Here is a 26,405-nt window from a genome sequence, read left to right as displayed (position 1 = left end):
CAGAAGGTTCCGGCATGTGGGAGAAGACAAGGTGACAATGGACTTTGCCTTCTTTGCCATAGCTTTTAATATCAAAAAGATGTGTGCAAAAATGCGAAAAGCAGGAAAGGGACTTATTACATTTGCTAAATCTATGCTTATTGGGCTGTTTATAAACCGCTACAAGTGGAAGATGGCAACTTCTTACCAAATGAATGAGAAAAAAGCAGCATAAGCAAAAGAAAAGATAGTAGGACTATAAATCATAAAAAAAGGTTGTGCCAACGTTTTGACACAACCCCTTTAACTTACAAAATATTGATTAAAAACCAATGCGGAGAGACGGGGATTCGAACCCCGGATACCCTTTAGGGGTATACACGCTTTCCAGGCGTGCCTCTTCAACCACTCGAGCATCTCTCCCTATCGGGGCGCAAAAGTAGGGGAAGTTTTCGGATTTACCAAATGTTTGGCGTAAATAATCGCTCCAATACATATTATTTCGGTTACGCCTAGATAAAAAAGTACCGATAATCATCTTTTCTACTTCGTTTGTCTTGCTTAAAAGGGCGATTGCAGTTTCTGCCGTTCTCCCCGCCTTGTCTCTGCAAGCAGGGTTCCGTATCCGCAAACAAGGCGGATTTTTTTATACATTCCTGAACAAAGTATATCCAGGCACGTTTATATAAGTAAACGGCAAATACTTCATTTTAATTCCATATTTACTCGTCCTGCCCAGGACAGACAGAGTAAGACGAGGGCTCCCGGCCTGAATATGAAATGCAAACCTAAACCATTGTCTAAAATAAACAATATTATTATGAGCAAAATAGAAATTAGAAACCTATACCTAATCTTCGGGAAAGAGAAGCATAAGGCAGAGAAAATGTTGAAAGAAGGTAAAAGCAAAGAGGAGATATTGAAGGCGACCGGATGTACCGTTGCCGTAAAGGATGTAAACCTCTCTATCGGCGAAGGCGAAATATTCGTTATCATGGGATTGTCCGGAAGCGGAAAATCAACCTTGCTCCGCTGTATAAACCGCCTGATATCCCCTACTTCTGGAGAAATAATAATCGACGGCACGGATATCTCGAAAGCTTCCGGGCAGGAGCTGCTGCAAATACGCAGAAAAGAGCTTGCTATGGTATTCCAGCACTTCGGGTTACTGCCTCACCGCTCCGTATTGCACAACATCGCCTTCGGTCTCGAACTGCAAGGGGTAAAAAAGGGGGAGCGCGAGAAGAAAGCTATGGAATGCATGCAACAAGTGGGGCTGAAAGGGTATGAAAATCAAATGGTAGGACAGCTCTCCGGAGGTATGCAGCAGCGTGTAGGGCTGGCGCGTGCCCTCGCCAACAATCCAGAAGTGCTGTTAATGGATGAAGCCTTCTCTGCCCTGGACCCGCTGATACGTGTACAGATGCAGGATGAGCTGCTGATGTTACAGGCTAAGATGAAGAAGACAATCGTCTTTATCACCCACGACCTGAACGAGGCCATTAAATTGGGTGACCGCATCGCCATTATGAAAGACGGCGAAATAGTGCAGACGGGTACGTCGGAAGAGATATTGACGGAGCCTGCCGATGCATACGTAGCGCGCTTCGTGGAGAATGTAGACCGCTCCAAGATTATCACCGCAAGTTCCATAATGATTGACAAGCCGCTTGTGGCACGGCTGAGAAAGGAAGGTCCGGAGGTGCTAATCCGCAAGATGCGCGAACGCAACCTGACTGTATTGCCGGTGGTAGATGCCAACAACATCCTGGTCGGGGAGGTAAGGCTGAGCGACCTGGTAAAGCTGCGAAAGGAGCAAATCCGCTCCATAGATACCGCGGTACGCCATGAGGTGCATTCCGTACTGAGTGATACCATACTCGAGGATATATTGCCGCTTATGACGCATACCAACTCTCCTATCTGGGTAGTGAATGGGAACCGGGAATTCCAGGGGGTAGTCCCTCTATCTTCGCTTATCATCGAAATGACCGGAAAGAACAAGGAAGAAATCAATGAAATCATTCAAAACGCAATAGAATTATGATAAATATAGGACAATATATAGAAATGGCCATTAATTGGCTTACCGAGAACTTCGCCACTTTCTTCGATACGCTGAGCATAGGTATCGGCAGCTTTATAGACAGTTTCCAGCATGTGCTGTACGGAATTCCCTTTTACATCACTATCGCAGTGTTGGCAGTCCTCGCCTGGCTGAAATCCGGCAAGGGCACAGCCGTATTTACTGTTCTGGGACTGCTGCTGATTTACGGAATGGGCTTTTGGCAGGAAACCATGCAGACATTGGCTCTGGTATTGTCGTCTACCTGCCTCGCCTTGTTAATGGGAGTGCCGCTGGGTATCTGGACGGGCAACAGCAACCGGTGCAATAAGATTATGCGGCCTATACTGGACTTCATGCAAACGATGCCTGCCTTCGTATATCTGATTCCGGCGGTGCTGTTCTTCGGGCTGGGGACCGTACCGGGAGCATTCGCTACCGTAATCTTCGCAATGCCGCCCGTAGTGCGCCTGACGGGGCTCGGTATACGGCAGGTTCCCCAAAATGTAGTGGAGGCATCGCGCTCATTCGGCGCCACTCCCTGGCAGTTGCTCTACAAGGTACAACTACCGCTCGCCCTGCCCACCATAATGACGGGAATAAACCAAACAATCATGATGTCTTTGTCCATGGTGGTGATTGCCGCGATGATTTCGGCCGGCGGCCTGGGAGAAATCGTTCTGAAAGGTATTACGCAGATGAAAATCGGACTCGGCTTCGAAGGCGGCATAGCTGTCGTCATACTGGCTATCGTGTTAGACCGCATTACCCAGGGAATGGCGCAGGGTAAAAAGAAAAAACAATAGAAAAGGAAAGGAATCAGCAATATGAATAAGATAAAAATGATAGCCGTACTGTTGCTGGCAGCCTTGCTGTCGGCAGCTTGCGGTGACCTCGGCAACAACAAGAAAATCAGTATAGCTTATGCCAACTGGTCGGAAGGCATCGCAATGTCTCACCTTGCCAAAGTGATATTGGAGGAACAGGGGTACGACGTGAGAATGCTGAACGCAGACCTGGCTCCTATCTTCGCCTCGTTATCGCGCAAAAAGGCGGATGTGTTCATGGATGTATGGATGCCGGTAACCATGCACGATTATATGGAACAGTACGGCGATAAGCTGGAAGTCATCGGCGATATATACGATAACGCACGCATCGGCCTGGTAGTACCGGAATATGTTACCGTCCGGTCTATCGAAGAGCTGAACGGGTGTAAAGACCGGTTTGCCGGCAAAATCATCGGCATCGATGCTGGGGCAGGGATTATGAAAACAACCGAAAAGGCTTTGGATGAGTACGGATTGGAGTATAAGTTACAGACCGCAAGTGCTCCTGCCATGACTACATCGCTGGGAAAAGCCATTCAGAAGCAGGAATGGATAGTAGTGACCGGCTGGACTCCGCACTGGATGTTCGGACGTTATAAGCTAAAAGTGCTCGACGACCCCAAGCGTGTGTACGGAAAAGCCGAGTCCATTCATACCGTAGCCTGGAAAGGGTTCAGCGAGAAAGACCCGTTTGCCGCCGGACTTTTACGGAACATCCGGCTGACCGACCGGCAGATAAGCTCGCTGATGACTGCCGTGGAACAGACACAGAAAACGGAAACTTATGCCGCACGCCAATGGATGAAGGAGAACCGGGAACTGGTAAACAGTTGGATTCCGGTAAGGCAGAGGGAAGATTGATATGGAGCGCCACCCGTCCGGCTCCGGGAACCGGAATGGGATTTAATTTGTTTTCGCTATCTTTGCCGCATGAAAGAGGAATTAAAAGAAAACGGCGGATTGCCGGCGCATATACTTTGGACGCTCGCTATCGTAGCGGGCGTATCCGTTGCAAACTTATACTACAACCAGCCCTTGCTGAATGTGATACGCCATGAGTTAGGCGTATCCGAATTTAAGACGAACCTTATTGCGATGATAACGCAAGCGGGGTATGCCTTGGGGTTGTTATTCATCGTTCCGTTAGGCGACCTTTACCAGCGGAAGAAGATTATCCTGATAAACTTTACCTTATTGGTATTCTCGCTCATCGCCATAGCTACGGCGCCTGACATCCATATCATCTGGGCTGCTTCGTTCATTACCGGTATTTGCTCCATGATACCGCAGATTTTCGTACCGATAGCTTCGCAATTTTCCCGCCCGGAGAATAAAGGCCGCAATGTAGGTATCGTCATCTCCGGCCTGCTGACCGGCATACTTGCCTCACGCGTTGTCAGCGGGTTTGTAGGCGAGGTGCTGGGCTGGCGCGAAATGTACTTCATCGCCGCAGGCATGATGCTGTTGTGCGCCCTCGTCGTTCTGAAAGTATTGCCGGACATACGGCCGACTTTTCCTGGAAAATACAGCGACCTGATGAAATCTCTTTTCTCCCTTATCAAGAAATATCCGTCCCTGCGTATCTACTCCATACGCGCGGGCATCGCATTCGGCTCTTTCCTGGCCATGTGGTCGTGTCTCGCTTTCAAAATGGGCGAAGCGCCTTTTTATGCCAACAGCGATATCATCGGTATTTTAGGATTATGCGGGATAGCAGGTGCGCTGACCGCCTCTTTCGTAGGAAAATATGTAAAAAAGGTAGGAATACGCAACTTCAATTTCATAGGCTGCGGACTCATCCTATCGGCATGGGCTTCGCTCTATTTCTGCGGAAACACATATGCCGGCATCATTGCAGGTGTCATACTGATTGATATCGGCATGCAATGTATCCAGCTCAGCAATCAAACCAGCATCTTCGATATCTGCCCTTCAGCGTCCAACCGGGTAAACACTATTTTCATGACGACTTACTTTATAGGTGGTTCGTTAGGAACTTTCCTTGCCGGCAGTTGCTGGCAGGCGGGAGGCTGGGGCGGCGTTACCTGCATAGGTACTGCCCTGACCGTACTATCGCTCCTGATTACCATTTGCTACAAAGAGAAATAACCAAGACACTGTACATCCTTCAATCGTTGCATATAGTTACCAGCAACGGCAAAGAGAACCAGGACTGGTACAAGGAATAATACCGCGTTCCGCACAGAAATACGATAAAAGAAAAATGCACTACTCGGCAAGCCATAGTAGTGCATTTTTCTTTTCTTACCCAAAAAGATATTTCAATATATTTTGGTTCTTCCGATAAAAGTTATACATTTGTCAAAACAGGTATAATTTAATAAATATTTATCAAAACCTATCGTATTATGGACACACAAAAGAAAATTACAGTGACGGGAGTTCTCTCCGAAGGTATCGGTTTAGGCATCAAGAATGCGGCATCCATGCTGGGAGCCACCGTACTTTGGCTGCTTACAATCTGGATTCCCTACTTAAACGTCGGCACTTCCATTGCCATGACCACCATTCCCATTGAGTTGAGCAAAGGCAAAGTAATCTCTCCCCTATTTATCTTCGACGGAAAATACCGCAAATTCATGGGAGAATACTTCACACTGATAGGTTTGATGTACCTCGCCATTATCCCTGCTTTATTTTTCATGCTCATACCGGGTATCATCATATCCATAGGCTGGTCGCTCGCAATCTATATCCTACTCGACAAAGGTGTGGCTCCGGGCGAAGCGATGATTCAGAGCAACAAAGCCACTTACGGCTATAAATGGACGATATTCGGCGTTTCATTCATCCTGGGCATAGCCTTCTACATCCTTTCCCGGATTATATTCAGCATTGCAGACGGCGGATTCGCCATGTTGCTCTTATTCCTTATCGTCATAGTCTACACAGTGGCGGCACTCGGATGCAACGCCATTATCTACCGTAACCTGACAGCAGAGCCGAAACCGGAAACAATGGAAACCGTAGTAGAAGTATAAACTGCTATCGAAAAACACCGAAGCCCCCTTCCGCTATCCGCCTCCTATCCTACAAGAGAGCATGGAATATAGCGGAAAGGGGCTATCGTTTACGGGCAATGCCTTTCCTATCTCGACACCCTTCCCGATGTATTTCCGCTCATCAGACTTTCCACTTCGTCCGCTGTTACCAGATTGAAATCCCCATAAACGGTATTCTTCAATGCAGAAGCCGCAAGCGCATACTCCAATGCCTTCTGGTCGTCGTCCGGATAGGTGATTAAACCATATATCATACCGCCGACAAAAGCATCGCCCGCCCCCACGCGGTCTACCTCGTGCTCGATATCATAAATGCCCGTATGCTTCAGAGTACCGTCAGAATAAAGAACGGCGGCAAGCAGGTTATGATTGGACGTAACGGAATTACGCAATTCCAGAAAAACCTTCCGGCAACGGGGAACGAGCCGCGCTACCTCCCGCCCGAACACTTCAAAGGAAGGCAAATCGGACTCGAAAGAACTATCGTCCGCACCGGTAGCCCTGAAACCCACGGGCTGCACGCCAAGAATTTCCCGGTACTCCGGTTCGGCGCCGAAAATCACATCGCTGTACTGCACTAACGGCTGCATCACCTCGGCGGCCGTACGTCCATAATTCCAAAGCTTCTTCCTAAAATTCAAGTCGCAGGAAATGGTAAGCCCCATGCGGTCGGCTACCTCGAGCGCCTCGCGGCAGGCATCCGCACCGTCCTGTGAAAGAGCGGCGGCAATACCCGACCAATGAAACCAGCCGGCATCGGCAAATATACTCTCCCAATCAATCATACCCGGGCGAAGCGTTGCGAAGGAGGAACCCTCACGGTCGTACACCACGTTGGAGTTCCGGAAAGCAGCGCCGCATTCCAGGTAATACAACCCCAAGCGCTTGCCGCCGAATACGATGCCGTCCGTCCTCAAACCGCAGGCGCGCAACGAAGCGATGCAGGCGCGCGCCACTGCATTATCGGGCAAACGGGTTACAAACTCCGTAGGAATACCGAAGTGCGCCAGCGACACCGCCACATTCGCCTCGCTGCCGCCATACGTAGCGATAAACTCATTGGTCTGGGAGAAACGACGGAACCCCGGCGTAGTAAGCCGTAGCATGACCTCACCGAAAGTAACGACTTTCTTACCGGTAGAAAGGGAATTCTTTTTCATAAGCCTTATTATATCCGAATACATCAATAAGAAGTCAAATATACTATCAAATATCCGACTAAACACAAAGAATTAATAATTTTTATCGGTAGAACCGGAAAGGAGAAGAATACCGGATACCGTATAGCTGCCGTATCATATCATATTGTCAGAACAGAGTAACCGTATGCCCTCCCCTTCGGCATCGCCGTACTGCAACGAACATGCCCTTGCCGCCGCCGGACATAAAATAATAAAAAGCCGGTGAACAATCCCGGCGGAGAATTGTTTCTGTAATAAACTTATAACGAACGATATAATATAAACCTAAACAAAAAGATTAAGTATGAAAAAGTTTATCGCATTAGCAGCATTAGTATTAGTAAGCATGGTAGCAACTACCGCATATGCACAAGAGAGTAGCGCGCAACGCCGTGCAGACCGTAAAGCCCAGAGAGACGCAGAGCGCGCCCGCCTGAAAGCAGAACAGCAGGCAGCCGATGCCGTATCCTACGACGACGCCGTAGCAGCGCTGAAAGCACAGAAGTTCGTCCTGGAAGCCAACCAGGTAATGTTCCGCAACGGGCAGACCGCTTTCGTAACCTCCAACACCAACTTCGTATTGGTGAACCAGGGACGGGGTACGGTACAAGTAGCCTTCAATACAGTTTACCCCGGTCCCAACGGCATCGGCGGCGTAACGGTGGACGGTACTGTATCGGAAATGAAAACATCTACCGACAAACGCGGCAATATAAACTGCAACTTCAGCATCCAGGGCATCGGCATCTCCGCGCAAATATTCCTCACGCTGACTAACGGCGGCAATAATGCAACCGTCACAATCAGTCCGAACTTCAACTCCAACACCATGACATTGAGCGGCAGCCTGCTGCCCTTGAACCAGTCGAACATCTTCAAGGGACGTTCTTGGTAAGCCCACTACAATATATATATTCCCGACTCCGCTGCAAATCGCTTAAAAAGCGTACATTTGCAGCGGAGTTTTTATATACATATATACATTCGTTTATGAGAGAATTTATCATCGCAGACAACCAGGATATAACCAAGGCAGGCATGATGTTTCTGCTGGGCAAGCAGAAAGAAACAGCCCTGCTATTGGATGCCGGCAACAAGGCAGAACTCGTGCAACAACTGCGGCTGCACCCCGAAGCGGTGGTAATACTGGATTATACGCTGTTCGACTTCACCGGCGCCGACGAACTGATTGTGCTGCACGAGCGTTTCAAGAAGGCAGACTGGCTACTGTTCTCCGACGAACTGAGTATCGGTTTCCTGCAACAAATACTATTCGGCAGCACCGCATTCGGAGTCATACTGAAAGACAACTCCAAAGAAGAAATACTCACCGCCCTGCAATGCACATCGCGCAAGGAACGCTTCATATGCAATCACGTCAGCAACCTGCTGCTTGCGAGGAACAGCCAGGCATCCGCCTCGCACCCGGCTTTGCAGGACGGCCTGCTGACCCCTGCCGAACGCAGCATACTCAAAGAAATCGCACTGGGAAAAACAACCAAAGAGATTGCCGCCGAAAGAAACCTCAGCTTCCATACCGTGAACAGCCACCGGAAGAACATCTTCAGGAAACTGAGCGTGAACAACGCGCACGAAGCCACCAAATACGCCATGAAAGCAGGCATCGTGGATTTAGTGGAATACTATATCTAAAGCGCAGCCCGACACTCCCGATGCTCCTAACGCTCCCGACTCTCCCAGCACTCCCACCGCCTTACAGCCCTATCTCCCCGCTTCCGATACACAGCCTGGAAGCCTCATCATACACCACGCCGAACTGTCCCGGAGCTATCCCCTGCAACCTCTCCTCCGAAACGATGCGGCAACCTGCCGCCTCCTGCACCAGCCTGCCCCTGGCAAACTCCGGCGTATGGCGTATCTTGAACGTTACCGGTATCTCCCCCTTCACAGCCTCCCACGGATTTTCCGTGATAAAATGGAAATCCCTCATACGGAACCCATGCCCATACTGCTGTTCCGTATCATAACCGTGCGACACATAAACCACATTCTCCTCCGTATCTTTACGCACCACGAACCAGGGACCTCCGCCCAGCCCCAACCCCTTGCGCTGCCCGATAGTATGGAACCAATAACCACGGTGCACGCCCAACACCTTTCCCGTTTCCAGCTCCACAATCCTGCCCTCCTTCTCGCCCAGGAAACGGCGGACGAACCCGTTATAATCAATCTTCCCCAAAAAACAAATTCCCTGGCTGTCGCGCCTGCGGGCACTGGGCAACTTCGCCTTCAAAGCGATGTCGCGCACCTCCCGCTTCATCAACCCGCCCAAGGGAAACATCAGCTTCGAAACCTGTAGATAATCTATCTGCGCAAGGAAATCCGTCTGGTCTTTCACCCGGTCGAGAGCAGTTCCCAGCCAGACCTTCCCCTGCCGACGGACGGTAACGGCATAATGCCCGGTCGCCGTAAAGTCGAAATCCCTGCCCACCTGCTGCTCGAAACAGCCGAACTTGATAAGTTTGTTACACATCACATCCGGGTTCGGAGTAAATCCGCGCCGCACCCTATCGATAGCATAAGCAGCCACCCTGTCCCAATACTCGCGGTGCAAATCGACAACCTCCAGCGAAAGCCCGTAACGGCGGGCAATGGCAGAAGCGATTTCCATATCCTCCTCCGCCGGACAATCCGTATAACCGGCATCCCCTTTCCCTATCTTTATGTAAAACAGCGAAGGACGATACCCCTGTTCGCAAAGAAGATGCACGACAACAGAACTGTCTACGCCTCCGGACAATAAAACGGCAATATCCATGATATATCTGAAACTTTATATACGTCAAGAAATCGTCAGGAAATCTTCTCCAGCGCCTGCGACAAATCATCCAGCAGGTCGTCTATATGCTCCGTACCCACAGAAAGGCGCACCGTGCCCGGCGTGATGCCCTGCTCCTCCAGCTCCCGTTCGTTCAACTGCGAATGAGTGGTAGTGGCAGGATGAATAACAAGCGATTTCACATCCGCCACATTAGCCAGCAAAGAAAAAATCTGCAAGCTGTCGATAAAAGCCTGCGCCTCTTTCGCTCCCCCCTTCACCTCGAAAGTAAAGATAGAACCCGCCCCGCGGGGAAAATACCTCCGGTACAGCGCATACCCCGGATGCTCCGGCAAAGAAGGATGATTTACAGCCGCCACCTTAGGATGACTTTTCAAGAACTCCACCACCCTTAGCGCATTCTCCACATGGCGCTCCACACGCAGGGAAAGAGTTTCCAGCCCTTGCAGGAGGATAAACGCATTGAACGGACTGATAGCAGCCCCGGTATCGCGCAGCAAGACGGCACGGATACGGACGGCATACGCAGCCGCACCCGCCGCATCGACAAAACGCACGCCGTGATAGCTCGGGTCGGGCTCGGTAAGCTGCGGAAACTTGCCGGAAGCCACCCAGTCGAACTTGCCGCTATCTACGATAACGCCACCCAGCGAAGTACCGTGCCCGCCGATGAACTTCGTAGCGGAGTGCACCACGATATCCGCACCATGCTCGATAGGACGGAGCAAGTAAGGAGTGCCGAAAGTATTATCCACAATCAAAGGAATCTTATGGCGGTGGGCAATCCCGGCAACCGCACCGATGTCGATGATGTTCGAGTTAGGATTTCCCAGCGTTTCGATAAACACAGCCTTCGTATTCTCCCGGATAGCCCGCTCGAAGCCGGACAAATCGGCAGGGTCTACAAAAGTCGCCGTAACCCCATAAGCGGGCAACGTATGCGCCAACAAATTGTACGTTCCACCATAAATCGTCTTGGCAGCCACGATGTGGTCGCCGGCACGCGTAATATTCTCGAAAGCATAAGTCACAGCCGCCGCACCGGAAGCCACAGCCAGCCCCGCAACACCCCCTTCGAGAGCTGCGATACGCTGCTCGAACACCTCCTGCGTAGGATTCGTCAGCCTGCCGTAAATGTTGCCCGGCTCCTGCAAGCCGAAGCGCGCGGCGGCATGCGCCGAGTTGTGGAACACGTACGAGGCAGTCTGGTAGATAGGCACGGCGCGCGCATCCGTTGCCGGGTCGGGCTGCTCCTGCCCCACATGCAGTTGCAACGTCTCAAAATGTAATTTCTTTGTTTCCATTGTCATTCGTATTTATAGTTGAATAATAAGCCTCCTCATTCGGACATCGCAAAGATAGAGGGATAAAACCATGCAGCCAATGACATATGATAGGGAATTTTATACCATATTTGTGGTAGAAACAAGAACTATTCGTTATTTTTGCGGGCGAAAACCAAATGACACAGAGACCGATGAAGAAAAGGAAGCTGCTACTTTTCCCCTTGCTGGGACTCCTTGCACTGACAAGCCTGTTCTCCTGCGGAGAAGACCGCTGGAAGGAATACTACCCGCTGACGGGGCGCGACCTGTGGATGGACAGCCTGATGCGGGAAGTCTACCTGTGGTACGAGGATATCCCCGCTTCCAAAGAGCTGAACTACTTCCAAGACCCGGAAGCCTTCCTGAAAAGCATCCTATCATCGAAAGACAAGAATTTCTCGACCGTCGATACGATAACGGACGCTCCCCTGCCCAGCTACGGCTTCGACTATACCCTATACAAGGTAGCCACCAGTGACACCACCTATAACGCACTCGTTTCCTACGTCGCATTAAACTCCCCGGCAGAAGACGCCGGATTAGAGCGCGGCGACTGGATAATGCTCATCGACGGAGACTCCATTACCAAGAAAACGGAAGAACGGCTGACAGACGGCGGCACACGGAAACTGCGCATCGGCAAGTACGTGATAGTGAAGAATGAGGAGAGCCAGGAACCAGCGGAAGGAGAAGGAGATGCAGACACGGAAACGGGAGAAAGCGGAGATACGGATAACGACAACAATAATAATGGCAACAACAATAACGACAACGATAACGATAGCGACAACAATGATAACGACAACGACAATAGCAACGACGAAGAAGATGAGGACGAAGGCATAGGAGTTATACAGGAAATCGGAGACGTCACACTGCCTGCCGTCCGTTCCGTAACGGAAAAAGCCGTTTACAAGAAGGGATTTATAACACTCGCCGGCCATAAAGTAGCCTACCTGGCATACAACTCCTTCACTGCCGGTACTGCGGAAAACAGCGAAGAATACAACAACGAACTGCGCACCTTCTCCCGGCAATGTATGCAGGAGGGCATCGACGACTTCGTGCTCGACCTCCGCTACAACGCCGGCGGAGAAATGGAATGCGTGCAACTCCTTGCAGACATCCTCGTACCCGCAGACAAGCTGGAAAGCCCCTTCGCCTTCTTGCAGTACAACGACAAGCAAAGCGCCAAGAACCGCGACCTCATACTGGATTCGCAGCTCCTGCAAGGAGGCGTCAACCTGAACCTCTCCAAAGTCTACATCATTACCAGCGGAACCACCGCCGGCGCTGCGGAAATGCTTATCAACTGCCTGAAACCCTATATGACGGTAATCCTCATCGGGCAAAGCACCAAAGGCGAATACGTAGCCACGGAAACCTTCATCAACCCCAAATACCCGTGGGCAGTGCGCCCGGTAGTGTGCGAAGTATTCAACTCCGAGGGCGAAGCAGACTACAGCACGGGATTCAAGCCGGACATCTCCGTCAACGAATCCTCCTACCTGCCATACTACCTCCCCTTGGGCAGTCCCTATGAGATACTCCTCAATACAGCCCTGGGAGTTATTACAGGTGCTATCGAACTGCCCGAGCCGCAAGCCGGCACAACCGCAGTAAAAAGCTTCGCAACGAAAAAGAACGTCCGCAAAGGACTGATTGTAAAATAACGGAAAACAATGAAAAAACTCACCCTTGCCCTGTTGGTGGCGGCTATCGGCATAACCGCCTGCGAGAACGATACCGACGGCAGCGACAACCGTCCCGCCGTACCCTTCTCCAAAATCCAACTGTCGGAAAACAGCCCCGCCGAGGCAGGCGTACCCACGGTAACCACTACCCAGACCTATCTGTACGACCGAGGCATGCTGACCGGCTCCACCACCGTGCAGAGCTATTCCGTGCAAGGCGAAACGATGAAGATAGAAAACTACGCCACAGTAACCTACGACGGGCAGCAAGCCGTAGTAACGGACAACTTCGGCAATGTATCCACCTACCTCCTGAACGACCGGGGCTATGCCGTGCAGTGCACACGGCAAGAAGCAGGCACTACCCGCACCTACACCTTCTCCTACTTCGACATCGAAGGCAAATGCTACCTGAAACACCTGGCAGAAAGCATAAACGGCGAACCCTACGCCTCTATCGACATAGATTACAGCAACCTACGGGCACTGCGCATCGTACAGCATACAGACACCTACGAGCAAGCCTATACAGCCGCGTCCTACAACGGCACGCCGAACCGTTCCGAAGTTCCCGCCCTGTTCCTCACCAGCCTGTACCCGCTCTCACTGCATACCGCCGCCCTGTACGGCAAACTGCTGGGAGAACCTTTCGAAGTGCTGACAGACGAAATCATCCCCGACGGAAATACGGAAAGCCGCGAAGTAACCCGCTACACCTACTCTTTCGACGGGCGCAACCTCATCACCTCCTGCAAAGAGGTCACAAACAGCTACGGTACGAGCTACACCCGTACCGTAAACTATACAATCGAATAATCACCTGCTAAAGAACTTGCTGAAAAACAAAATGTGGTAATCCACGGAATTATTCCAATACCCCCCGGTATGCCCGCCGGGACGGGTAATGAAATCGTGGTCTATCTTATTCTCCAGCAGACGCCCGTGCAGCGCCTCGTTCACCTCCAGGAAGAAATCGCTCTCGCCGCAATCGATAATTAGCGCCAAGTCCCCATTAGCCAGCTTGCCTACCTGGTTGATAACGGTATGGCTATCCCACACCTCCTTATTCGCCGCCAGCTCGCCCAACTGCTTCTTCATCTCCCAGTTCTCCGGGAACGGACGGATATCCACCCCGCCGCTCATGCTTCCGGCAGCCCCGAAAACATCCTTATGGCGGATAGCATTCCACAACGCGCCGTGCCCGCCCATGCTCAAGCCGCTGATAGCACGTGCCCGCTTCTGCGCAACCGTGGCATAATGCGCATCCGTATAATCCACCAACTCCGACGAAATGAAAGTTTCGTAACGGTAAGAAGCATCCTTAGGGCTGTCCCAATACCAACTGTTCTCGCCGTCGGGACACACGAATATGATGCCCCTCTCATCGGCAATCCGGGGCAGCTCCGGTTTCAGCCCGAGCCAAGTATGCGCATTGCCGCCATACCCATGCAGTAAATACACCACCGGACAAGCCTGCGGGCTTCCGGCAACGGACTTGTCGGGAAGGATATAAACCACCTCTACCTCCTTATTCATCGAAGCACTCTTTACGAACACCGTATCCACACGGGCAGCCTGTACGCATATAGCTGCCGCTTGCAGCAAAAAAACGAATAAAAAATACCTGCTTTTCATGTTAAAATGTTTAATCTTCTTAAGAGATGGCAATATTAACAATAAATATTCGAAAAACATTATCTTTGTGCACAAACAATTTTGTAATCCAAACATGGAATTTATTATCATTCTATTTTTACTTATCATGAATGGCATCTTTGCCATGTACGAAATCGCATTAGTATCTTCAAGTAAAGCACGTTTAGAAACCCTTGTAAGCAAGGGAAACAAAAGCGCAAAAGGCGTCCTGAAACAACTGGAAGAACCGGAGAAATTCCTCGCCACCATTCAAATCGGCATCACATTAATAGGCATCGTATCGGGTGCGTACGGCGGTGTAGCCATAGCCGACAGCGTAGCTCCGCTATTCGCGATGATTCCCGGGCTGGAAACGTACGCCAAAGACCTCGCCATGATTACCGTCGTGGCAGTCATCACCTACCTGTCGCTCATTATCGGCGAGCTGGTTCCCAAATCCATGGCGCTGAACAACCCGGAGCGCTACGCCACCCTGCTCAGCCCGTTCATGATTATCCTGACCAAAGTGTCCTACCCGTTCGTATGCCTCCTCAGCGCCTCTACCAAACTCACTAACAGGCTTATCGGGCTGAAAGACGGGGAAGAGCGGCAGATGACCCAGGAAGAGCTGAAAATGATTCTGCACCAAAGCTCCGAGCAAGGCGTTATAGACAAGGACGAAACAGAAATGTTGCGAGACGTATTCCGCTTCTCCGACAAACGCGCCAACGACCTGATGACGCACCGCCGCGACGTGATAGTGCTGCATCCCACCGACACCCAGGAAGAAGTCCTGCGGATTATCCACGACGAACATTTCAGCAAATACCTGCTGGTAGAGAGCGGCAAGGACGAAATCATAGGCGTGGTTTCCGTGAAAGACATCATCCTGATGCTGGGCGGCGAGCAACCGTTCAACCTGCGTGCAATCGCCCGCCCGCCCCTGTTCATACCGGAAAGTTTGTATGCCAAGAAAGTTTTAGAGCTTTTCAAGAAGAACAAAAACAAGTTCGGAGTTGTTGTAGACGAGTATGGAAATACAGAGGGCATCATCACCCTGCACGATTTGACGGAAAGTATCTTCGGCGACATCCTGGAAGAGAACGAAACGGAAGAAGAAGACATCGTTACCAGGGCAGACGGCTCCATGCTGGTAGAGGCATCTATGAACATAGACGACTTTATGGAAGCAATGGGCATACTGAACTACGACGACCTGAAAGAAGAGGACTTCACCACCCTGAGCGGGCTGGCGATGTTCCTTATCGGAAGGGTTCCGAAAGCCGGCGATATCTTCAGCTACAAGAACCTGGAATTCGAGATAGTGGATATGGACCGCGGCAGGGTGGATAAGCTGCTCGTTATAAAACGGGACGATGAAGAAGAATAACGCTACCGGCGTCTCTTAATATTAACTTAAACCATTAAAGCAATGAAAAAAGTAATGATGATTGCAGCGATTGCCGCTGCATTGGTATCCTGCCAATCGAAAGGAAATCAAAACAACGCCCCCATGGACGAAGGCGTCATGGCCGTTGCAGGCAACGACTCATCCGCAGTAGCCGTTTACGAAGGCATCCTTCCTGCCGCCGACGGCCCGGGCATACAGTACGTGCTGAGCGTAGACAGCATAGGCCCTAACGGTGAAAGCAGCTATACCCTGGTTACGACCTACCTGGATGCCGCCGGAAAGGGGAAAAACCAATCCTTCACCTCCACGGGCAAACGCCAGGTTATCCGGAAAGACGCCGGCAACAAAAAGAAAACGGCCTATAAGCTGACTCCCGACAACGGCGACTCTCCCGTGTACTTCGTCGTTGTTAACGACACTACCCTGCGGCTGGTAAACGACAGCCTGCAAGAAGCCGTCAGCGATTTGAACTACGACATTGTCCAGGTACAATAAAAAGGACACCGTACATACCCGAAGAACCGTATCGGACTCTACTCAGAGTAACGATACGGTTCCTTTTTTATTGCTGCCGGAGATACACGGCGGGAGCGGAAAACTACCGGCACATCAAGGCTCCTCCAGATAATGCACGATAATCCCCACTTGCCTGGGCATGAACGTGCGCACCCTTACATGGTATCCCGTAAGGAGCAGTTCGGCATACAGTTCGCGGTTGCGCTTAATCCAGCGCGTCAGCGTGCGGATAGCACAACGCGCCGTAGTACCGGGACAATACAGACATGCCAGTTCTTTCTTGGTATAAGTCCGGATACGAAAATCATTTTCATTTTCCATAGTTTTGCAGGTTTAATCGTTACTATATCGTTTTGACTGCCGGTGTAAACAATCGCTTTGATTGCCGGCATAAAATCATTTTAACCGCCGATGTAAAATCGCTCTGATTGCCGGTATAAAAATCACTTTAACCGCCGATGTAAAATCGCTCTGATTGCCGGTATAAAATCACTTTAACCGCCGATGTAAAATCGCTCTGATTGCCGGATAAAATCGCTTCAACCGCCGCGTAAAAAATCACTTTAACAGCCAGCGTAAAGATACGACATCCAGAAGGCGAAGTCAAGCAAATCGGAGGAAGAATACGGACTTTTCTATAAAAAAGTCCATACCCTGCCGTCCGTCCGCTTACGGATGCCGCAAGCAGCGCTGCCCGCATTATCCCAGCGGATTCTCTTCCTCGCCGTTTCCGCCGGTATCAGGCTTGGAACCTCCTCCCGAAGCATTCTCCGAGCTCTCCCATACAGCCCTCGTTACACTGGCACGGGTCAGCATCTCCTTGAAATACTGTCCCGGAGTAAAAATTATCCTCCGGCGGTAAACCGTATCCGACTTCACATCCTCCTCCTTATCCTGGCTTTTCGCATTCAGCCCCGGACGGAAACAGCCGAAGTCGCCCAACTGTACCGAGAAACCCTTGTTGATGTTTATGTTCAGCGTATCTATCAAGCCGTCCAGCACCATTTTCACCACACCGCGCGGCGCCATGCCTATCTTGGTAACCTCATCGCACAAGTCTCCGAACTCCACCATGCCCAGCGTTTTCATCTGCGCTACATACTTCTCCGTTTTCGTCTTATCAAAACCGAACACTCTCTTTTTCACTTCGTAATTAAATGCCATAATCTTTTAATTTTTAAATGATTGATAAATTTGTTTTCCGGTTTTGTTCGCTCGTCAGTTTGCAAAACCCCTTTCTCTGTGACCACGATACAAAGATACGTCGGGCGCAAAACGGTATGGTGCTTTAACCTCCGTTTCAGTACGTTCCGGTATGGATAAAGAAGGCAGAAAAGGGGCGGTCAGCGCCGGTTAATGCACTGATAAGCAAGAAAGTACAAACTATAAAAAATTTATTTTATTTTTTTACGGCATACACCACATTTCGCCCCATTCCATACCTCGCCAGCACACCGTCCCCGATAAACCGGTTCAAATCGCAGACTGCCTGCTTGTAGCTGCGCCCCGTTAAACGGGCATACTGGGCACGGTTGATGCAAGGGTTTTCCTGCAAATATGTGGTAAGCAACCGCAAACGCTGCTCCACCGGCAGGGAGGAGGAGGCAGACACCGGTGCGGAGGCTGGCTGCGGGCGACGCTCGAGTTTCATCTTCCCGCCCAACTCCTTATGGAACCTTTTCCCCAGGCGAAAATTCAGCCCGCGCAAGGACACGGATGCAGCACGCACCTCGTCTTTCTCCATAGCGCGGCGCCGGCAGCTCAGGGAGGGGGTGAAATAGCCCAACTCTCCCAGTTCCACCGTCCAGCCGTTGGCAAGGCAGTCTCGCAGCTCGTCCATAAAAGCAGCCATTGTACCCTCGAGCACACTGCGGCTGATACCCGTAAAGAGATGTACGCGGTCTATAAACTCCTTCCTGCCTACGGTGCCTTTGGGCACAAAACGGGCATAAAGCGGTTGCTGCTCCCCGGTACGGCAAATATCGGGTTTCTCGAGAAGCTCGTAATAAGCACTCATATCATTCAATGTTAAGTTTCACCATCGCTATGCCCGGCATCCCTTCCCACGGTGACAAAGAGAGAAAGCCGTATCTTTAAACCGTTCCGCCACGGGGTAAGTTTCATTCCACCGTGACGGAACAAAACTTTCTCCCCGGCAGAACAAAACTTACCCCGTGGCGGAACGGTTTAACATCAGGCAGTAAAGGTACTGCTCCCGTGCAGGAAAAGCAATAAAAACCGCAGAAAAAGGAAAAATAATATTTCCGCCGCCGGCTACAACGCTTTCCAGAACTTCCGGAAATCCCGGTACTGCCCGTAGCACACCAACTGGTCGCCTGCCTGTATCCGGTCGTCGCCGGGCAGCTCGTTCACCACATCATGCTCTATGAAAGAGATGCCCAGGCAGTTCTTCAAAGTCTCGGCGCGTTTCAAGGCAAGCAGTTTCAGCCCGAATTCCTCGTCGAGCTTCAGCTCGTTCACGCTGTAACCGATAAACCTCTCGGGCACGGTGAACTTCATTACATAATAGTTGGAATCTACGCGGAACGTCTCGATATCCGCCCCGAACTCCAACAGGTGAACCAGGCCGCGCGCCGCATCTTCCTCGGGCGTAAGGATGCGTTCGAGCCCGAACGCTTCGAGCACCGAGCGGTGCACCCCGTCGATAGCACGGGCATAGATGCGCTTCACCTTCTTCTGCTTCAACAGCGCCACCACCCTAATGGATGCGCCGAAATTCTCGCCGATAGCTACGATAACCACATCGACGCTGTTCAGGGGGAGCACGGACAATGCCTGCTCGTCCGTGGCGTCGATTACGAATGCGGTGGCAATCTTATCCTTCAAGCTATCCACACGCCCGGCGCTGATATCGGCGCCTATCACCTCGTGCCCCAGGGCGGAAAGCTCCTCGGCAAGCACGTGGCCGTAATCTCCCAAACCGATAATAATGTATTTCATATAAGTTGTATATTGGTAATCGGAAGCGGCAGGCGGCAGCCGGAAGCCTGCGAAACGATGCGGCATTCCGCACGGCAGCTTTCGGCTCTTGCCCGCCGGCTTTCAATCAGTTAATAATAATCTGTCCGCTCGGATACTGGTACTTCGTATGTTTCTTCTGCTTGATGATGCCGAGCATCAGCGTTATCAGCCCCACACGGCCTACAAACATCAGGAGCGCTACCAGCAGCTTGCTGTCGTTGCCCAGCAGAGGGGTGGCGTTCAGGCTGGAGCCTACCGTGCTTATCGCCGATACGCACTCAAAGGTGACCGCCATTAGCGAAAGTTCCGGTTCCAGGATACTGATAACGAATATGAATAGGAACAACACCCCGCACGACATCACCACCGTGGCATTGGAGCGGCGGATAGAGTCGTAAGACAGTTCGCGCCCGAAAACCTCCACCCGCTCCGTGCCGCGCAGCACGGCCACGAGGTTCAGCACCACGACGGCAAACGCATTTACCTTGATACCGCCTGCGGTGGACTGCGAGCCGCCGCCTATCCACATGAGGATGAGGTAAATAAGTAGGGTCTGCACGCTCAGCCCCGCCAAATCCACGCTGGAGAAGCCTGCCGTACGGGGGCAGGAGGCGTTGAAAAACGCCTGCGTCCACTTATCGGCAACGGGCATGCCGGCAAACGAGGCGTTCCACTCGAAAAAGGCGATGCCCGCCGTACCCGCCACCAGCAGCAGGCACGTAACAATCAGCACGATGCGCGTGTTCAGGTTATACAGGTGGTAGAAGCGGCGGCCGTCCCACTCCCACGTGCGCAGGAATCTCCAAAGGCGGCGCAGGTGGTAAAGGATGATGTCCTTGAAGTTGACCAGTATCGGAAAGCCGATGCCGCCCAGGATAATCAGCAAAGAGATGTATATGTAGAACGGGTTGTGCCCCGTCATCAGCAGCGGATTGCCCAGGTTGCCGGGCAAGGTGGAGAATCCGGCATTGCAGAAGGCGGAAATGGAGTGGAAGGCGGAGAACGCCAGCTCCTCGTGCACATCCATTCCCATTGTGCCGTGGATATCGCTCCAGATAGCGAGCATGCCGATACCTTCTATCGCCAGCGTGAAGCCGAGGATATAGACCAGCGTGGACAGCAGCGAGTTCAACGAGTTGGAGCTGACCATATCGCGCACCACCAACTGGTTGTACAGGGAGGTGTTTCCCATGAAGAACATGGCGAAGAAGCTCGTCAGCGTCATTACGCCCAGGCCGCCTATTTGAATCAGCAGGATAATGATGACAAATCCCGTAGCGGTGAAGGTGGACGCCACATCCACCGATGTAAGCCCCGTAACGCATACCGCACTGGTGGAGATGAACAGCGAATCGACCCACGAGATGCCTGCCACCGTAGAACGGGGAAGCATCAGCAGCCCCGTCCCCACCAATATGATGATAAGGAAGCTCACGGCAAGAATAAGCGAGGGATTCGTGCGCCGTCCCAGCAACCGCACCAACCCGTAGGACAAGTTCAGGAAGGAAAGTACCAGCAGCAGCGCCAGGTGGTACAGCTTGCCGTCCAGGAAGTCCCAGATTGCCTGCACGCCTCCCTCTACTTCCGGGCGATGAAAAACGACCGGAACCAGTGTCAGGTAGAGCAGGAAGGTCAGCGCCCACGTCAGCTTGCTGAATGTGCGCCTCGTGTCCTTGTACTCCAGCAGGATGCGCAGGGATATATCCGCCAGGAACACTATCCATACCCCGTGGTACAGGCGCTGCAAGCGGTGGGCTTCCGCGCCCGATATTGTAAATCCGTGCTCGTATACCAGACCTACGATAAGCAGGACGGACGCCAGGTAGGTCAAGGCGGTCATCACGCCCAGCGCCACACGGATATAGGGATGAATCCATTTATTCTGATACAAGAGGAATTTGTGATAAATCTTCATAAAGATACCGATTGATGAGACACGGCAAACTTAGACAAATCTGCCTTTATAAACAAAAAACAATGGAAAAAAGAAATTGGTTTAAAAATAATAGCTACATTTGGACACACAATCACTTTTAATGTATAACCACTATGAACAACAAGACAAAAAGATTTATCCTTCCGGAAGACGAAATCCCGCATTATTGGTATAACATACAGGCCGACATGGTGAACAAGCCCATGCCGCCGCTCAACCCCGCCACCAAGCAGCCGCTGAAGGCGGAAGATTTGTATCCTGTTTTCGCAGAGGAACTTTGCCGCCAGGAGCTTAACCAGACGGATACGTGGATTGAAATTCCCGAACAAGTGCGCGAAATGTACAAGTACTACCGCAGCACGCCGCTCGTACGTGCCTACGGGTTGGAGAAGGCGCTCGGAACCCCCGCGCACATCTACTTCAAGAACGAGAGCGTAAGTCCCATGGGTTCCCACAAGCTGAACTCGGCCATACCGCAGGCTTATTACTGCAAGCAGGAGGGCGTAACGAACGTCACCACCGAAACCGGAGCCGGGCAATGGGGAGCTTCGCTTGCCTATGCCGCCCGCCTTTTCGGGCTGGAGGCCGCCGTTTACCAGGTAAAAATCAGCTACGAGCAGAAGCCTTACCGCCGCAGCATCATGCAGACTTTCGGTGCGCAGGTAACTCCCTCGCCCTCCATGTCTACCCGCGCCGGGAAGGATATACTGACCGCATACCCCAATCACCAGGGCTCGTTGGGCACGGCAATTTCCGAGGCTATCGAGCTGGCGCAAACCACGCCCAACTGTAAATATACGCTCGGCTCCGTGCTGAGCCACGTTACCTTGCACCAAACCGTAATAGGCCTGGAAGCGGAAAAGCAAATGGCAATGGCGGGCGAGTATCCCGATATGGTTATCGCCTGCTTCGGCGGCGGCTCTAACTTCGGCGGTATCTCATTCCCGTTTATGCGCCACACTATCCTGGAAGGGAAGCAGACGCGTTTTATCGCTGCCGAGCCGGCTTCCTGCCCGAAGCTGACGCGCGGCAAGTTCCAGTACGACTTCGGCGACGAGGCGGGATATACCCCGCTACTGCCGATGTTTACCCTGGGGCATAACTTCGCCCCCGCCAACATCCATGCCGGCGGCCTGCGCTATCACGGTGCAGGCGTTATCGTGTCGCAATTGCTGAAGGACGGTTACATGGAGGCGGTGGACATCCAGCAACTCGAATCGTTCGATGCCGGCTGCCTTTTTGCCCGTGCAGAGGGTATCATCCCCGCACCGGAGTCCTGCCACGCTATCGCCGCTACTATCCGCGAAGCCAACAAATGCAAGGAAACGGGCGAGGAGAAGGTTATCCTGTTCAACCTTTCCGGCCACGGGCTTATCGACATGGCGTCGTACGACAAGTACCTTGCCGGCGATTTGCAGAACTACGAGCTGACCGACGGCGACATCCGGAAGAACCTGGACGAAATCGGCAAGCTTGCCTAATAGATATTCGCCATACTGACAAGCGGTTCATAGAGTTTCTCTATGTCCTGCGAATCCATTTCAATCTGCACCTGGTCTCCCGGAATAAGGCATGTGCCTGCGGGGGCCAGGTTTTTTCCGTCTCTGTGCACGCTGACAATGACGCAGTGTGCGGGCAGGGACAGCCCGTCTGCCTGCTTGCCGTCGAAATACGAGCCGGTCATCACTTCCACGGACAGCGTGTAGCGTTTTTCTTCCCGGAAATCGGGGGAGTTAATCATGTCTTCGTACAGGGTGGCATTGAAGGGGCGCATCTGGAGCAGTTCCGTGAAATAATAGGTAAGGCCGCCCACTACCACCGAGGGATAGAATACCTCGAAATGCCCCGTTATCTCCGTTATCAGGACTATGGCGGTAAGCGGCGTACGCTCGATAGCCACCAGAAAGGCGGACATGGATACCAGCATGACGTACGATACGCTCTCGTGCCCTATAATGCCGTACTTCACCGCAATAAGCCCCGTGAGCTGCCCCAGCAGGCCGCCTGTAACCAGCGTGGGGATAAAGTTGCCTCCCGGTAACCCGGAAGAGACGGAGCACACCGAGAAGCCGAAGTGCAGCAGCATAACGGCAAGCACCCACATTATGTCCGTACTGCCGTTCTGGGCTTGTTCCAGCAGGAACTGTTCGCCGCCGCCCGTCAGGTTCACCTGCATCAGCGAAATGATATAGGCAACCAGTACCAGGTAGAACATCTTGACGTAAACGGGCGACTTGGTTGCGGAATATACCCGCTTGAACGAAAGCATGAGCGCCGAGTAGATTTTGCCGGCAATGGAGACGATAACGGCAAGGATGAGGAAGTATTTCATCTGGACGAAAAAGGTCAAAGCCGGCTCCGACACTTCAATCAGGTGGTAGGGGTTGACCGGAAAGACCAGGCTGGCTACCGCCCCTGCTACCACTCCCGCCAGCAGTGTGGTTATAGCTGTTTTGGGTGCGTCGAAACGTTCGATAGACTCGATAACGATAAGCGAGGATGCCAGCGGCGCCGCAAAAGCCGCCGCCAGCCCTGCCCCCGCTCCTGCCGCCAGCAACTGCTTGCGTTCTCCCCGCAGGATATGCGTCCACCGCGAAACGAGGCTGCCCACGTAGGAGCCTATTTGTACGGAGGGTCCCTCGCGCCCCAATGACAACCCTACGGAGAACGAGAGTACTCCGCCCGCAAATTTGGAAACCAGCTCTATGAACGGATGCCGGTAGGTAATCCGCCCGTTGATTGCAGCGCGTGTCTGCGGAATGCCTCCGCCACCGATAAGGGGCATCCTACCCACTAGGCGGGATACGAACACCAGTATGCCCCAAAACAGCAGGAACAGCGGGATATGCCAGTACCATGCCGGGCGGGATGCGAAAAAATCGCCGCGGACGTGCAGCAGGTAGTACAGCAGGTAATGGTAGGGAACCGCAATAAGCCCCGTCAGCAGACCTACAATCATGCTGACAAAGTACAGCCGGGCATCTACCAGTTTCAATTTCCAGATATGCCAGCCGCGAACCGTTTTCCAATTCTTTATTTTCTGAAACAACTTCATGGAGCTTTCCTTTGTTATCCGCATCCTTTACAACAATTTCACTCCGGCGAAGTTTTGGAGCCGTATCCTATTATATTTATTTCACCTCTTATCTCCGCCGGCGGGAGGCGGCGGGAAGGTGCATAAAAAGACGGCTGCCGCCGGGGGATACCCATAGGTATCGCTGCGGGACAACCGTCTTGTAAGAAAAACTAAACTTCACTAATATCCTCAGGGCTCCGGAGCAGGGGGTACGGGATGTGCCGGGTTTGCACAATGTGCAGGATGCGCGCAGTGTGCAGGGTGTGCGCAGTGCGCCGGATGTGCACAACAGTGTGCAGGATGCCTGTGCTTGCCTTGTGCGGCCTGCCTTTGCCTGCGGTCGAACTCCTTTTTCAACATGTCGGCATTGCTCCGTTCCTTCTGGTAGATTTTCATAACCTGCTTGGGAGAGAGGATTTTCCTGAACTCATCGTAGTATTTTTCGCGTATGTCCAATATCTTGCGGCTTTGGGCGAAGCGTTCTTTTATCTGCTGCTCTATCTCGGCGTCTGTGGGCAGCGGCTTAGGTTCCGGTTTCACTCCCGGCGCTCCCGCTTTCTGCTTTGCGGGGGGCTGCTTGCGGTTCATCATCCTGCATTCGCGGAGTTCTTTCAAGTAGCTCTGATATACCGGGACGAACTTGGCAGTGGCGGCATCGTCCAGCATCAGCGTCCGTACCATTTGGTTGGTCTGGCGCTCCATAAGCTGTTCCGGCGTCTGGCGTTTCTTCCTGTTTTTGTCCTTGTCCGTCTGGTTCTGGGCGGCAAGACCGAGCTGGCTGCCTATCATAAGGCATGCCAGGAATACGTAGATAAATTTCATTTTCATAATCTTTTCTTTTTTAGGTAGATAATACTGTTAGTTTAAAAATATATCGTTTTCGGAGAAGCTGACGAGCTCTTCCAGCTCCTCGTCCGATATTTCATAAATCCATTTATCGGCAAGCGCCGTTGCCGTACGGTTTCCGGCTTCCAGTACCTGCATATCGCCGCTGCTGCCGTCTTGCCCGGAATGGAGCGACACGAACAGCAAGCCTGCCACTACCGCCGCGGCAGCTACCCCGGCAGAAAGGGTTATCCACAAACGACGGCTTGTCGAATGGGCTCCGTACGCGTGTTTCCGTATATTGCGCTGCATTTCGTCGAAGAATCCTTCGGGTACGCGGTAGGGTGTTTTCTTTCCTATATCGTCAAAATCGAAATCTCTCTCCATAGTCTTAATTATTTAGTATGTATTCTTTAATCTTCTCTTTGGCATAATGGTAGTTCACCTTGAGGGTATCGACCTTGCTGTCGAGTATGGCAGCGATTTCCTCATAATCGAGTTCGTCGTAGTAGCGGAGGTTGAACACCAGCCGCTGCTTTTCCGGCAGCCGCAGGATAGCTTCCTGGAACTTTACGGCAAGCTCGTTCTCATAGTCCACATAGTCGGAGGCTTTCAACCGGGATATCAGGGTGTCCTGAATGTCCTCGGTAGAAACGGTTTCATGCTTTTGGCGGCTGTTCAGCAGGCGGAGGCTCTCGTTCGTTGCAATCCGGTAAATCCATGTGCTAAGCGAGCTTTCATGGCGGAACTGTTCCCAATGCCGGTATATCCGGATAAAGACTTCTTGCAACACGTCCTCCGCGTCTTGGTGCAACACCACCAAACGCCGTATGTAATAGTATATCGGTTCCTGAAAGCAGTCCACCAACAATCGGAAGCCCTGCTCGCGGCCGGATTTATATATTTGCCAAATCTTATCTTCGTTTATCATCGATTTATCCAGGTTTTACAAGTTAGAAAGATAAAAGGCGGAGAAGTTAAATGAAGGAGGTCACATTTGTCGTTTATTAACAGAAAAAGAACGGGATTACGGAAAAAGAACGGGATTACAGAAAAAGAACGGGATTACAGAAAAAGAACGGGATTACAGAAAAAGAACGGGATTACAGAAAAAGAACGGGATTACA

26 protein-coding genes and 1 tRNA gene are annotated in these 26,405 nt (G+C 51.8%); 13 read left to right on the top strand and 14 right to left on the bottom strand.

Annotated elements, in window-relative coordinates; genetic code table 11:
- Window positions 1-214 (top strand): transposase (locus C233_RS23830; RefSeq protein WP_018668584.1); only part of this gene is annotated, 214 nt, incomplete at its 5' end.
- A gap of 100 nt (window positions 215-314) precedes the next feature.
- Here C233_RS23830 and C233_RS0119355 read toward each other — a convergent pair.
- Window positions 315-402: transfer RNA gene (locus C233_RS0119355), tRNA-Ser, on the bottom strand.
- A gap of 397 nt (window positions 403-799) precedes the next feature.
- On the opposite strand from C233_RS0119355, the gene C233_RS0119350 reads away from it, so the two are divergent.
- The 5 genes from C233_RS0119350 (at window position 800) to C233_RS0119330 (ending at window position 5,876) form a co-directional block, all read left to right on the top strand.
- Window positions 800-2,026: a quaternary amine ABC transporter ATP-binding protein gene (locus tag C233_RS0119350; protein ID WP_018669177.1), complete on the top strand. Its 1,227-nt coding sequence runs from the start codon at window positions 800-802 to the stop codon at window positions 2,024-2,026.
- A complete protein-coding gene (locus tag C233_RS0119345) occupies window positions 2,023-2,850 on the top strand; it encodes an ABC transporter permease (protein ID WP_018669176.1) in 828 nt (275 codons plus the stop codon). The genes C233_RS0119350 and C233_RS0119345 overlap by 4 nt, the downstream gene beginning before the upstream one ends.
- 21 nt (window positions 2,851-2,871) lie before the next feature.
- Entirely contained in the window at window positions 2,872-3,735 is an 864-nt protein-coding gene (locus tag C233_RS0119340; RefSeq protein WP_018669175.1) for a glycine betaine ABC transporter substrate-binding protein, read from the top strand.
- 69 nt (window positions 3,736-3,804) lie between these two features.
- Window positions 3,805-4,983: an MFS transporter gene (locus C233_RS0119335; protein ID WP_018669174.1), complete on the top strand. Its 1,179-nt coding sequence runs from the start codon at window positions 3,805-3,807 to the stop codon at window positions 4,981-4,983.
- A gap of 260 nt (window positions 4,984-5,243) precedes the next feature.
- Complete coding sequence (locus C233_RS0119330) at window positions 5,244-5,876, top strand: hypothetical protein (RefSeq protein ID WP_018669173.1); 633 nt, start codon at window positions 5,244-5,246, stop codon at window positions 5,874-5,876.
- A 107-nt stretch (window positions 5,877-5,983) separates the two neighbouring features.
- On the opposite strand, the gene C233_RS0119325 is transcribed toward C233_RS0119330, so the two are convergent.
- Window positions 5,984-7,057, bottom strand: a complete 1,074-nt coding sequence (locus C233_RS0119325) for a sugar kinase (protein WP_025068920.1) — start codon at window positions 7,055-7,057, stop codon at window positions 5,984-5,986.
- Between the two features lie 325 nt (window positions 7,058-7,382).
- Between C233_RS0119325 and C233_RS0119320 the strand changes: the two genes are divergently transcribed.
- Both C233_RS0119320 and C233_RS0119315 read left to right on the top strand, forming a co-directional pair.
- Complete coding sequence (locus C233_RS0119320; RefSeq protein ID WP_018669171.1) at window positions 7,383-7,973, top strand: DUF4251 domain-containing protein; 591 nt, start codon at window positions 7,383-7,385, stop codon at window positions 7,971-7,973.
- A 95-nt stretch (window positions 7,974-8,068) separates the two neighbouring features.
- The gene (locus C233_RS0119315; RefSeq protein WP_018669170.1) at window positions 8,069-8,731 is read left to right on the top strand and encodes a response regulator transcription factor; all 663 of its coding nucleotides are present in this window, start codon (window positions 8,069-8,071) and stop codon (window positions 8,729-8,731) included.
- Window positions 8,732-8,792: 61 nt separating this feature from the next.
- Here the strand turns inward: C233_RS0119315 and mnmA are convergent, their stop codons facing one another.
- A complete protein-coding gene (gene mnmA / locus C233_RS0119310) occupies window positions 8,793-9,857 on the bottom strand; it encodes a tRNA 2-thiouridine(34) synthase MnmA (protein ID WP_018669169.1) in 1,065 nt (354 codons plus the stop codon).
- 35 nt (window positions 9,858-9,892) lie between these two features.
- The gene (locus C233_RS0119305) at window positions 9,893-11,182 is read right to left on the bottom strand and encodes an O-acetylhomoserine aminocarboxypropyltransferase/cysteine synthase family protein (protein WP_026314933.1); all 1,290 of its coding nucleotides are present in this window, start codon (window positions 11,180-11,182) and stop codon (window positions 9,893-9,895) included.
- A 173-nt stretch (window positions 11,183-11,355) separates the two neighbouring features.
- Here C233_RS0119305 and C233_RS0119300 point away from each other — a divergent pair, with 173 nt between their 5' ends.
- Together C233_RS0119300 and C233_RS0119295 are read left to right on the top strand one after the other, a co-directional pair.
- Window positions 11,356-12,876, top strand: coding sequence for a S41 family peptidase (locus C233_RS0119300; protein WP_018669167.1), 1,521 nt, complete (start codon window positions 11,356-11,358; stop codon window positions 12,874-12,876).
- A gap of 9 nt (window positions 12,877-12,885) precedes the next feature.
- The gene (locus C233_RS0119295) at window positions 12,886-13,713 is read left to right on the top strand and encodes a DUF4595 domain-containing protein (RefSeq protein ID WP_018669166.1); all 828 of its coding nucleotides are present in this window, start codon (window positions 12,886-12,888) and stop codon (window positions 13,711-13,713) included.
- Here C233_RS0119295 and C233_RS0119290 read toward each other — a convergent pair whose 3' ends face one another.
- Window positions 13,714-14,532: an alpha/beta hydrolase gene (locus tag C233_RS0119290; RefSeq protein WP_018669165.1), complete on the bottom strand. Its 819-nt coding sequence runs from the start codon at window positions 14,530-14,532 to the stop codon at window positions 13,714-13,716.
- A 94-nt stretch (window positions 14,533-14,626) separates the two neighbouring features.
- Here C233_RS0119290 and C233_RS0119285 point away from each other — a divergent pair, with 94 nt between their 5' ends.
- Entirely contained in the window at window positions 14,627-15,922 is a 1,296-nt protein-coding gene (locus C233_RS0119285) for a hemolysin family protein (RefSeq protein ID WP_026314932.1), read from the top strand.
- A gap of 42 nt (window positions 15,923-15,964) precedes the next feature.
- Complete coding sequence (locus C233_RS0119280) at window positions 15,965-16,438, top strand: copper resistance protein NlpE N-terminal domain-containing protein (protein ID WP_025068919.1); 474 nt, start codon at window positions 15,965-15,967, stop codon at window positions 16,436-16,438.
- A gap of 114 nt (window positions 16,439-16,552) precedes the next feature.
- Here C233_RS0119280 and C233_RS0119275 read toward each other — a convergent pair whose 3' ends face one another.
- From C233_RS0119275 to C233_RS0119255, 5 genes are all read right to left on the bottom strand, one after another.
- A complete protein-coding gene (locus C233_RS0119275; protein ID WP_018669162.1) occupies window positions 16,553-16,780 on the bottom strand; it encodes a DUF4248 domain-containing protein in 228 nt (75 codons plus the stop codon).
- A gap of 378 nt (window positions 16,781-17,158) precedes the next feature.
- Window positions 17,159-17,623, bottom strand: a complete 465-nt coding sequence (locus C233_RS0119270) for an HU family DNA-binding protein (protein ID WP_018669161.1) — start codon at window positions 17,621-17,623, stop codon at window positions 17,159-17,161.
- Between the two features lie 235 nt (window positions 17,624-17,858).
- Complete coding sequence (locus tag C233_RS0119265) at window positions 17,859-18,476, bottom strand: HU family DNA-binding protein (RefSeq protein ID WP_018669160.1); 618 nt, start codon at window positions 18,474-18,476, stop codon at window positions 17,859-17,861.
- A 257-nt stretch (window positions 18,477-18,733) separates the two neighbouring features.
- Window positions 18,734-19,420 carry a potassium channel family protein gene (locus C233_RS0119260; protein ID WP_025068917.1) on the bottom strand — a complete coding sequence of 229 codons (687 nt, stop codon included), beginning with the start codon at window positions 19,418-19,420 and terminating at the stop codon, window positions 18,734-18,736.
- Window positions 19,421-19,526: 106 nt separating this feature from the next.
- Entirely contained in the window at window positions 19,527-21,356 is a 1,830-nt protein-coding gene (locus tag C233_RS0119255; RefSeq protein WP_018669158.1) for a TrkH family potassium uptake protein, read from the bottom strand.
- Between the two features lie 134 nt (window positions 21,357-21,490).
- On the opposite strand from C233_RS0119255, the gene C233_RS0119250 reads away from it, so the two are divergent.
- Window positions 21,491-22,858, top strand: a complete 1,368-nt coding sequence (locus C233_RS0119250) for a TrpB-like pyridoxal phosphate-dependent enzyme (RefSeq protein ID WP_018669157.1) — start codon at window positions 21,491-21,493, stop codon at window positions 22,856-22,858.
- Here C233_RS0119250 and C233_RS0119245 read toward each other — a convergent pair.
- The 4 genes from C233_RS0119245 to C233_RS0119225 all read right to left on the bottom strand — a co-directional run bounded on the left by C233_RS0119245 (window position 22,855) and on the right by C233_RS0119225 (window position 26,209).
- Window positions 22,855-24,432, bottom strand: coding sequence for a chloride channel protein (locus C233_RS0119245; RefSeq protein WP_018669156.1), 1,578 nt, complete (start codon window positions 24,430-24,432; stop codon window positions 22,855-22,857). The two genes, C233_RS0119250 and C233_RS0119245, sit on opposite strands and share 4 nt — an antisense overlap.
- Before the next feature lie 210 nt (window positions 24,433-24,642).
- The gene (locus C233_RS22930) at window positions 24,643-25,281 is read right to left on the bottom strand and encodes a hypothetical protein (RefSeq protein WP_018669154.1); all 639 of its coding nucleotides are present in this window, start codon (window positions 25,279-25,281) and stop codon (window positions 24,643-24,645) included.
- Between the two features lie 30 nt (window positions 25,282-25,311).
- Window positions 25,312-25,665 (bottom strand): hypothetical protein, encoded by a 354-nt coding sequence (locus C233_RS0119230; RefSeq protein WP_018669153.1) that lies wholly within the window; start codon window positions 25,663-25,665, stop codon window positions 25,312-25,314.
- 4 nt (window positions 25,666-25,669) lie between these two features.
- On the bottom strand, window positions 25,670-26,209 hold the full coding sequence (locus C233_RS0119225; RefSeq protein WP_018669152.1) for an RNA polymerase sigma factor: 540 nt from the start codon (window positions 26,207-26,209) through the stop codon (window positions 25,670-25,672).
- Window positions 26,210-26,405 lie beyond the last annotated feature (196 nt).

The sequence above is a fragment of the Bacteroides gallinarum DSM 18171 = JCM 13658 genome, from assembly GCF_000374365.1.
Classification (GTDB): domain Bacteria; phylum Bacteroidota; class Bacteroidia; order Bacteroidales; family Bacteroidaceae; genus Bacteroides; species Bacteroides gallinarum.
This window is presented reverse-complemented; position numbering and strand designations above follow the sequence as displayed.